Below are 11,054 nucleotides of genomic sequence, written 5' to 3' on the forward strand. Positions count from 1 at the left end.
GGAGAATGCAATGAAGCGTGTAGCAATATTATTTTCCGGACAAGGTTCCCAATATGTTGGCATGGGTAAAAGAATCTATGACAACTATTCAATTGTTAAAGACTGTTTTACACAGGCTAGTGATATTTTGGGGACCGACATGGCTCGGTTATGTTTCGAAAGTGACAAACATGAACTTAACAGTACTGAAAATACACAGCCAGCGCTGTTATTAACCAGTGTTGCTGCTTATCAGTTGTTACAGTCACAAACTGATATTCGTCCTGACTATATGGCGGGCCATAGTTTAGGTGAACTGTCAGCATTAGTTTGCAGTGGTGTTTTAACTTTTGAAGATGGGTTAAAACTTGCGCGAGCCAGAGGTTTGGCAATGGCAAATTGCGGTAACGACCAGGTAACTGGCATGTATGCAATCACCAAATTGAACAAAGAACAGGTTATCAGTGTGTGTAATCAGTCAGCTGAGTTTGGTAAAAAGTTTATTATTGCTAACTACAACGCGCCAGAACAACATATTTTGTCAGGTGATATAGGAACAATTGCTGAACTGACAGATAACGTAAAAGAATTAGGTGGTGCGTTAATTAAATTGAATGTGAGTGGTGCATTTCACTCGCCTTATATGCAGCAAGCAGCAGATGATTTTAAACAAGTATTAAGCGATATTCAATTAAGTGAAATGAATGTGCCGGTAATCGCTAATATTAAAGCCGCACCTTATTTTGATCTTAATGAAATCAAAGATTCATTAGTGCAGCAAATTATTAGTCCGGTTCGTTGGTCTGAATCGGTTAACTATTTATTGAATCATGGTATGACCGCATTTATCGAAGCAGGTCCAAAAGACGTATTGAAAAAAATCAACCAAACGATTGCACCAGAACTATCGGCTTATGCTCTCGATTCAGAAGAAGATAGTGAAAAGTTAACTCAAGAATTAGCCGATGAAATTGCTGCCTGGAAAAATAAGCCAGATTTAATCGGAAAATTAATGGCTACTGCGGTTAGCACGCGTAATAAAAATTGGGACGAAACTGAATATAACAATGGTGTGGTTGCCTCTTACCAACAAATGAAAGAAATTTATGAGCAAACAACTGAGCAAAATAAAGTGCCTAGTGATGCCCAGATTCAGCAAGCTTTCGAACTGCTGGTAAAAATAATGGATACGAAACAAGTCGATAAACAAGAACAATATCAACGAGTTCATCAAGTCATTCGTAGCGCTGGATTTGAGCAAAGCGTTGAACAGATCCTACCTCAATTGGCTAATGCTAAATAAGTAATTGTAAATAATGGCGAGGTTTTAATTGAGTAATCAACGAGCAAGGTAAACAAATGGACATAGATGATATTGACTTAAATTCACTTGTGATTGATAGCGCACAAGATGATAACCATATTGAAATAGTCACAGAGCGATCGCATGAAAATCAGATTGCCATTATTGGTATGTCTACTCAAATTGGTTCGGCTGAAAACAGTGATGCATTCTGGCAACAGCTAATTAGTCAGAAAACTGGTATTCGTCATTTCCCTAAAGTGCGTCAAAAGGATGTAGAGTCTTTAGTTAGCGCAAAGGGCATAGCATTTAATGATCTTTCTGAACAATTTTTGTCATCTAGTTACCTTTCGCAAATTGATGAATTCGATTACGCCTTTTTTGGGTTATCACGTTCTGAAGCTGATGTGATGGATCCCAATCAGCGTATATTGTTACAAACGGCTTGGAGTGCATTAGAAAATGCTGGTTATGCCTGCGAAGAAATAAAAGGTAGCAATACCGGCGTTTTTATTGGCTTTAGCCAGGATTTTGGTGATGGATATGACCAATTTATTAATACCCATGTTCCTCATGCCTCTGAAATTGCAGTGGTTGGAAATATTAAATCCATCATTGCGAGTCGTATTGCTTATCAATTGGATTTGGTTGGTCCATCTATGATGATCGATACGGCTTGCTCATCATCATTGGTTGCAGTTTATCAGGCAAGTCAGGCGATTCGCAGTGGACAATGCGACATGGCATTAGCTGGTGGTATCAAGATCGATTTTGTCCCATTACTTCATAGTAAGCACCTGGGTGATGTGGGCGTTAGAGACATTAAAGAAAATCTTGCGGCCGATGGCAAAAATAAAACCTTCGACAACGATTGTGACGGTATGACCATCGGTGAAGGAACTGGGATTTTTGTCTTGAAATCTTATGCAAAAGCCAAAGCGGATGGTGATTTTATTTATGCAACAATTTTGGGTGGTGCAATCAACCAAGATGGCAGCTCAGTTGGTATTACTGCCCCAAATAGTGCCGCTCAAGAAAAACTGATTTTAAAAGCTATGCAAGATGCAGGTATTACTGCTGAAGATTATCGCTATATTGAAGCGCATGGTACGGCAACAAAGTTGGGTGATCCGGTGGAGCTTAAAGGTCTCGAGAAAGCTTTTCAGCATTACACAAATAAAAACCAGTTTTGTGCAATAGGTAGCGTTAAAAGCAATGTAGGTCATCTCGATAATGCGGCTGGTATTTCTGGCTTGAGCAAAGTGATTTTAGCCATGCAGCATAATACTATTCCGGCCAGTTTACACTTTAATGTACCTAATCAAGCGATTAGTTTTATTGATTCGCCTTTTTATGTTGCCGCAAATGCTGAACCTTTAGATGCGGCGGCTAACGAATCTTGGATAGCCGGTATCAATTCATTTGGTTTGAGCGGTACCAATTGTCATTTGATTTTACGTTCAGAAAAAAACCTGTCACAGCATTATATTAGCAACAAAAGTGAATCGAATAATCCTGATGAATCATTTGAGAAGAGCGCCCATCAAGTATCTCATTGCTTGGTGATGTCGGCCAAAAATAATCGTAGTTTGGCTCAGTTAGTCCAGCTATATTACGAATATGTGTTACAACACGGGCAAACAATAGATACAACATTGATTAATCAATGGCTTGGTGATGTTTGCTATACGGCAGCAGTTGGCCGTTTTCATTTCGAAAAGCGTTTGGTTTTCACTTTTAAACAAGTCGATCAACTTCTCGATTTGCTGACTCAGGTGTCGCGTTGTTTTATTCTGCAAAATAAAGATCAATTCGAGCAGTTGCTTAAATCTGTTGAGGGTGTTTATTATTCTGCTGCTATATATCCTTCGTTAGAACAAAAATTACCAGCAAAAATAACTAACGAAAATTCGATTCTTGTCAGCTATCTTGAGCAGCAAGATGTTGATTGGCGACAATATTATAGTTCAAATAAAAATGCCCTTGATGCGAAATCTTTAAATCGCATACCTTTGCCTGTTTATCCATTCGATAAAACACGGTGTTGGGTTAAACATCAAGGTGATAATGTCATCCGTCATGGCTACCAACAAATATTGAGCAGTCCTTTACTACAAGGTCAATTATTAAACTCTCACCATATTCGTGTTTTCGAAAGTGTGTTATCTGTAGATACCCACTGGGAACTGGCCGATCATAAAGTTAAAGGCAGTCATATTTTACCGGGTACTTGTTATGTAGAAATGATGTTACAAGCATTTCAAGCTTGTCAGCTTGAGAGCTTTAAATCGCTCCATTTTAATAAAGTGCAGTTTTTTTCGCCGTTGGTTGTTGATTCAAAGGAGCAACGTCGCGTGCATGTTCAGTTAAAACTGAATCATCAAATTATTGAAGTTGAAATCAGTAGTCAGTTGATTAATCAGAATGCATCTACTGCGCAACTTAATCAGCTTCTTGAAAATGACGAGTGGATCACTCACGCCGCTGCAACTATCGATCTTAACTATGATGAGCATCAAGCAACATTAGCCAGTCAGATTAATATACAAAGAATAATGACCGGTGAAGCTTTCCATTTCGATGCAAATGAAGATAAGTCTCGAGGTTTGGAAATCGGTGATCGCTGGAATAAATGTGCAGAAATGGGGTGGTATGATGATACCCAAAATGCTGCTACTCGCTCAGTACTGGTAAAACTACATTTGCCTGAAGAATTTAAAAGTGATGAAGGGTTATATTTTTATCATCCTTCATTGTTTGATACTGCAGTTAACTCTGCTATTCATTTAATTAAAAGTGAAGGACTTTATTTACCATTATCTTATACTGATTTTGTTGTTTATGCACAACTGCCCAGTGTGTTTTATGTCTATATACAGCCGATTGAATCAAAAACCAATGATTTAGCAAAATTTTCGATACACTTTTTAGATAGTGAAGCCAATGTTGTTGCCTCGGTTGCAGAATATAATGTGAAATATGTTCCGGAAGCTGAAAAATTTACACAGCCAAAGACCAGAATTGATGCTTTTACTATAGGCTCTAAACCATTTAATCCGGACGCAGTAGACTTTGATTTGAACGCGTTTAATGAGCGTGTCTCTCCGGGGCAACTGAGTAATAAGCAGGTGTTGCTGGTTAGTAATCAACCGCAACTAAACGACGAAATACTCACTCAGTTACATGTTGCTGGTGTAAGTAGTCAGTTATTAAATCTGAATGATAAGTCGGTAGAAAAAATCGAAGCTGAACTCACTGAAATTCTGTCACAGCAAGTTAATAAGGGATTGGATGATATTATTATCCTCAGTGAGCTGGCATTGAATGAAACTAGTGTTGAGCAATCGAATCAATCACTTTATCAATTAGTGAGTTTAATTAATAACATTGTTAAATCGCGAATTGCATTGTCTGGGAGAATTTTGTTTGTCACTCAGAGTACATTACAGAATGATCATAAAGGAATGGTTAATCCAATTAATTTGGCCGCGCGCGAATTGATTCAGATTTTACAACTGGAAAATCCACAATTAAAAATTCAGATTATTGATTTTTATAAACAACTGGAAAGCCAAAGAATCCTTTCGGCGTTAGCTTCCGGTGTTGATTATCCGATGATTAGTTTAACCAGTAAAAAAGTTAATCGAGAAAGATTACGTTATACCCGTTTAGATCAGTTTGCAAAAAATGATGAAAGTTACTATCAACCGGGTGATGTGTATTTGATAACTGGCGGCGTCGGCGCTTTGGCGCTTGAACTGGCGGTACATATCGCCAAACAGGCGAAAGTTAAGTTTGCTTTATTAGTCCACCGTCAGTTACCAGCAGAATCAGACTGGAATCTGGCTATCGATAGCGATGCAACAGACGGAAAACTAAAAAGACAACTAGAAAAGTTGCTCGAGATTCGTCAATTAGGTAGTGAAGTAAGAATTTTTAGCGGTAACATTGCTGATGCAAATTTTGTTGCGCAATCAATTAATACAATCAAACAAGAGTTTCACCAAATCGATGGTATTGTTCATGCAGCGGGTCGAGCTGGCGACGGATTTGCGTTAACCAAAACCAGCGAAGTTTTTTCTCAAGTAGTTGACCCTAAAATAAAAGGTGGCTGGCATTTACACCAGTTAACCTTACAAGAACCATTGAAGTTTTTCATTTGCTATTCTTCGGTTGCGACTATTTTAAGAGCCGCAGGACAAAGTGATTACACTGCGGCAAATGCCTTTTTAGATGGTTTGGCACAGTATCGCCGAGAACAGGGTTTACCGGGTGTTTCGGTTGGTTGGCCCGCATGGCGTGAAGTAGGAATAGCGGTCGAATACAATGCGGTCGATGAAAATGAAATATTTAAACCTATTAATACTAAAGATGCTTTGGCAGCTATTGATCAGGTCTTATTTCACACCAATGAATTACCGTCGGCTATTGTTTTATCCGAGTTAAATACACAAGCTGACCCAGATGTATTTACTCGTCAAGGATTAACAATTTCTGATCAGCTTGGTAAACGATTTAAGCACCAGGCACTTAAAAATAAAGCGGCGGGCGAAGGTGAACAGTCATCTACGGTCACCAAGGTGACACTTGTTGATGGCGATGATGCAGATAAATATTTAACACAAGTCGCTGGTATCTGGGCAAAAGTTCTAGGTGTTGGTGAACTAAGTCGTGACTCTCAATTTAATGAACTTGGAGGCAACTCCGTATTGACTATCGAACTGTTTAGAGAATATGAAAGCCTATATCCCAATACTATTGATATGGCAGATCTGTTTACTCATACAACGGTAGATAGTCAAGCTGGTTTCTTTAGAAATAAATTTGAAGATAACCAAAAAGAGAGTCAACAACCTGATATTCAGGAAGATAAAAATATTGATGATATTTTAGAAAAAATTGCTCGCGGTGAAATATCAGTCGAAGCAGCTCAACAATATTTTTAATGAACCCAACCGTTTAAGTAGGAAATAATTAAATGGCTTCTCAACAGCAAGCATCGTTAAAAAGCTTTATATTAAAACAACTGGCAAGCAACACTATTTCTCAAAGTGAAGCAAAGCAGTATTTGGCAGAATTGACAACTCAGGCGAGCCAACAAAATCAGGAAATCGCAGTTATTGGTATGTCGGGGCAATTCCCGATGTCTGATAATGTTGACGAATTCTGGAACCTGGTTAGAAGTGGCGTAAATTGTATTCGAGATTTTCCTCTGGAACGTAAACGTGATTTTACAGACTTTGTGTGCAATCCTCATTTTATGGAGCTGTTGAAAGGCAAAGCGGTTGAACCTGATGAATATGATGAGCTTTACGCCAAGGCGGGTTATTTAAATAATATTGATAAATTTGATAACGAGTTTTTTGGTTTACCACCAACAGAAGCAACTTACATGGATCCGCAACAGCGGATCGCACTAGAAACAGCTTGGGCAACGATTGAAGATGCAGGATATGGGGCTGGACAATTAAATGGCACAAGTACCGGCGTATATATTGGTAAAGAGACCACTAACTTCTCTTTATATCGATATTATGCTGAACCCGATCCAATGCAGCTAACCGGGTCGTGGGAAAGTATTATAGCAAGCCGAATTTCTTATTTGTTTAATTTCCGCGGGCCGTGCATGATGGTCGACACCGCTTGCTCTGCAGGTTTGGTATCAATTCATATGGCCGCAACTGCGCTGAAAGATGGTGAGTGTGACCTGGCCATAGCTGGTGGAATTAATGTTGTGATGTCGGGTGAGTTCAGCTCGAGCCAACAAGTCATTATGAATATGGATTCTGTTGAATCTCACGATGGTATTGTGCGTACTTTTGATAATGCTGCCAACGGGACAGTTTGGGGTGAAGGTATCGGTTTTGTCATGTTAAAACCTTTATCTAAAGCGTTGCGCGATAGTGATAATATTCATGCGGTAATCAAAGGCAGCGCCATTAATAATGACGGTGCATCAAATGGTTTAACCGCGCCCAATGCTGATGCACAAGAAGAGGTTATTGTTAGAGCATGGAAAAATGCTGATATCAATCCAGAGACATTATCTTATATTGAGGCACATGGAACAGGTACTGTATTGGGTGACCCTATTGAAATTAAAGGATTGACCAGCGCATTTAGACAATTTACCGATAGGAAGCAATTTTGTGCGATAGGTACTTTAAAACCCAATATGGGGCATCTGGTAAGTGCTTCTGGTTCAGCCGGTTTATTTAAAATTATTTTGGCGATGAAGCACAAAGAATTACCGCCTATGATCAATTTTAATGCACCTAATCCGTATATTAATTTTATTTATTCGCCTTTATACGTATCTAATGATAGACAGCCCTGGGAAACTGGCGGCATACCAAGACGTGCTGGAATTAACTCATTCGGTTTTAGTCATACCAATTGTCATATGGTCGTTGAAGAAGCGCCGGTAAGAGAAACTTTAGCGTCTGCTCAAGCTCAATATTGTTTACCCGTTTCGGCCAAAAAACTTTCGCTATTAGGTGACTATATTGAACGCTATATCAGTTATTGTAATGAAAAAAGCTGGGAGCTGGCTGACTTATGTTATACCGCTGCAACAGGTCGAAGTCATTATGAATATCGAGTGGCAATTGTTGCTAGTACTCAAGCTGAAATTATCGATGGGTTAATGACTGCAAAACAACTGATCGAAAGTGGTGAAAGCCAATTGGTCGGAAATGTTGCTTTTGGCTTTCATCAAATTGTTAGCGATAAGAAAAAGCAACTTGACGCTGGTGAGATCACTGAAAAAAATAAAAAAGAACTCACCGATAAAGCAAACCAGTCGTTAACCAGCTTTTTGAATAGTCAAGATAAACAATTGTTAACTTCTATTGCAGAAAATTATGCAAATAGCGCTGAAGTTAACTGGCGTGATATCTATCAACAAGAAAAACGTCAGCGTATTTCTGTACCAACATACCCCTTTGAAAGAAAAAGATTCTGGGCGAAAGATAAGAAAAGCAGTTATGTTGATGTTATTCAAAAACTCCATCCGTTAATTGATCGGTGCACCGAGCAAGCAGAAAATAAGTGGACATATGAAGCGGTATTCCGCAGTGAAAAACTCTGGGTATTAACTGATCATAAAATCATGCATGACAGTGTAATACCTGGTACCACATATATTGAAATGACTCGTGCTTGTGTTGCGCTTGCTTTGGGTTGGAAAAATCAAGAATTATTTGACTTGTACTTCCTACAGCCAATGATTGTTAAAGATAAACACCCGAAAAAAGTTCGTATCAGTTTAACAAAACAAAAAGAATCGGGTGACTTAAATGTTCTGATTGAAAGTACCGAACAAAATGAAAAATCTGCCAATTGGCAAACCCATTTTGAAGGTAAAATCAAAGCGCTATCTGAAGCTCAACCAGATGCGCAACCGATTGACCCTATCAAACATAAAGCTGTTGATGGTGAACAGGTTTACGACGGTAGTAATGACACGGGAGTGTTCCAGTTTGGACCACATTGGGATACCATTCGATCAACTTGGCGATTTGATAATGACACCCTGGGTTCAATGGTATTGCCGTCTGAGTTTACTGGCGAACTCAATGAGTTCAAAGTGCATCCGTCTATGTTAGACAATGCAATGAATCTCACCAGCCAAGACTCTGGTGAAACTTATTTACCTTTCTTATATAAATCATTTAAGATTTTTGGTGATTTCCAGCCCAAAATGTATACGTTATTAACGCACTTAAATCCTTCCAAAGATCCGTCCGTTAATAACGAAACAAACCAATATGATGTGGTTTTATTAAGTGAAAGCGGCGAAGTTATAGCGGTTGCGGCAGGTTATTATACGAAAAAAGTTCACAGCTTTGATTTTGAAGCGAATACTCAAGTTGATTCTTTAGCGTCTCGCTGGGTTCCTTTTAATCAAGCTGAAGGCCAAAGTGAAAATGTTTCGCTTAAAAAACTCACCGTAATTGTTGATGAGCACACCGATACGAGCGTATTAACTCAGTGGCAAGTTGCTGATATTGATATTCAAGTCGTTCAATTGTGTGCTGGTGAAACTGATGCTTCATATCAATCAGGTCAATTACCAAATTCTACTGCTGGCTTTATCTCACTGTTCAAAAACGATGACTTTAAAGGTTCGCAAGGTATCTTGTTTTATGTAGATCATAAACAAACGGCTGTACAGTTAGCGTTTCATAATGCAATATTTCATTTAACCAAAGCCATTGCCGAAGAAAAGCCATTCTTGTCTGCGGGTATTAATTTAATCGGTAATCAGGCATTTTCGGTTAATGATAATCAGGCAAAAGAGAATGCTGAGTTCAATTCGCTGGCATTGCTAACAACAACAATGGGCATGGAAAATACCGCTATTCCTGTGCGTGTTTGCGATTTAGAACAGCCTTTATCACAACTCGACCATTCACAACTGACCCAGTTATTACATTTGGCAACCGGAAAAATTCTTGCCAGCAGAAATTCAACTTGGTTAATCAGAGAATTGTATCACCAGCCAGTGAAAGAAATTGAAGGTCATGCATTTAAAGAAAATGGTACTTATTTAATTACCGGCGGATTAGGTGGGTTAGGACTAAAACTGGCCGAATACATTACCCAACAAGTTAAGGCTAATATTCTGCTGGTAGGTCGTTCGCCGTTTGCTGCAGAATCAGAATGGCAGGCATTAGCAACAGCTTCTGATGCCAATGTGTCTATGAAACAAATTAATATTGCCAGACAATTAGTCGAACTAAGTCGTAAATCTTTATCAGTTCGCTATTTGCAATTAGATATTGCTAACTCTCAACAAGTTGTTGACATTGCCCAAACTATTCAACAAGAACTTGGTGCCATAGACGGAATTTTCCACGCCGCAGGGGTTGCTGGTGATGGCTATTTATTGCGTAAAAACTACGCTGACTTTGCAACTGTACTCCAACCTAAAATTACGGGTACTGAAAATTTACTGACACATTTTGTAAAACCTGAAACACAGTTTGCCATTTTATTTTCGTCAATTATGGCGGTAACTGGTGGTGAAGGGCAGGGGGATTACGCTGCAGCTAATGCCTATATGGATAGTATTGCAACTAACGATGAACGATTTATTGCGATTAACTGGCCAAGTTGGAACGATGTAGGTATGGCTGTTGATTTTGCGGTTGATGATTCAATGACACCATTTAAATCCATTGCATCCAAAGATGCTTTTGCGCAAATGGAAAAAATCATTAAAGCCAAAGCCAGTGGCATTATACCGACTGATATAAATCCTGAGTTTTTAAATTCAGTAATTGATGATTTACCCTTCGCTCTATCGACGGAATTGGCAGGGCGTGTACGTTTGGCTAAACAAGAAGAAGGTGGTGCTGAAATTGATTTTGATACTTTTGAAGTTGATATTCGAGGTAAGAGTGTCGATGAGCTTTCGCCAATTGAACTGGATTTAGCTAAAGTTTATGCAATGGTTCTTGGATTGCAGGAAATTGATGTCTTTAAGAGCTTTCAAGATATGGGTGGTAACTCAATGATTGCCGCGCAATTGTTAAAGGTACTGGAACAGCGCTTTAAAGGTCACGTTGATATTTCAGATATTTTTTCCTATCCATCGATTGATGAAATGGCGCAGTACCTGAACGAAAAACTTGGGTTTAGTGAAGAAGCGACTGAAAATACAGAGGTGGCTGAAACCAAGTCGGATCAGGATTGGGAAAATATTTTAGATAAAGCTGTCTCTGATGATGGCGATATTGAAGATATCTTAAAAAACTTATAAGCAAAC

Annotated in this window: 3 protein-coding genes; all 3 read left to right on the forward strand. The window is 38.9% G+C overall.

What is annotated here, in order from left to right; genetic code table 11:
• The first annotated feature begins 10 nt into the window (after nt 1–10).
• The 3 genes from fabD to ABVT42_RS06050 are packed head-to-tail and all read left to right on the forward strand — an operon-like array spanning nt 11 to nt 11,048.
• Nucleotides 11–1,282: an ACP S-malonyltransferase gene (fabD, locus tag ABVT42_RS06040; protein ID WP_353896089.1), complete on the forward strand. Its 1,272-nt coding sequence runs from the start codon at nt 11–13 to the stop codon at nt 1,280–1,282.
• A gap of 56 nt (nt 1,283–1,338) precedes the next feature.
• Nucleotides 1,339–6,228, forward strand: coding sequence for an SDR family NAD(P)-dependent oxidoreductase (locus tag ABVT42_RS06045; protein WP_353896090.1), 4,890 nt, complete (start codon nt 1,339–1,341; stop codon nt 6,226–6,228).
• 32 nt (nt 6,229–6,260) lie between these two features.
• A complete protein-coding gene (locus tag ABVT42_RS06050) occupies nt 6,261–11,048 on the forward strand; it encodes an SDR family NAD(P)-dependent oxidoreductase (RefSeq protein ID WP_353896091.1) in 4,788 nt (1,595 codons plus the stop codon).
• Nucleotides 11,049–11,054: the final 6 nt, after the last annotated feature.

This window comes from Aliikangiella maris (genome assembly GCF_040719265.1).
Lineage (GTDB): Bacteria > Pseudomonadota > Gammaproteobacteria > Enterobacterales > Kangiellaceae > Aliikangiella > Aliikangiella maris.

Excerpts from the sequence above, each read along its gene's own strand:
- fabD (WP_353896089.1), top strand. The coding sequence starts at position 11 with ATGAAGCGTGTAGCAATATTATTTTCCGGACAAGGTTCCCAATATGTT.
- ABVT42_RS06045 (WP_353896090.1), top strand. The coding sequence starts at position 1,339 with ATGGACATAGATGATATTGACTTAAATTCACTTGTGATTGATAGCGCA.
- ABVT42_RS06050 (WP_353896091.1), top strand. The coding sequence starts at position 6,261 with ATGGCTTCTCAACAGCAAGCATCGTTAAAAAGCTTTATATTAAAACAA.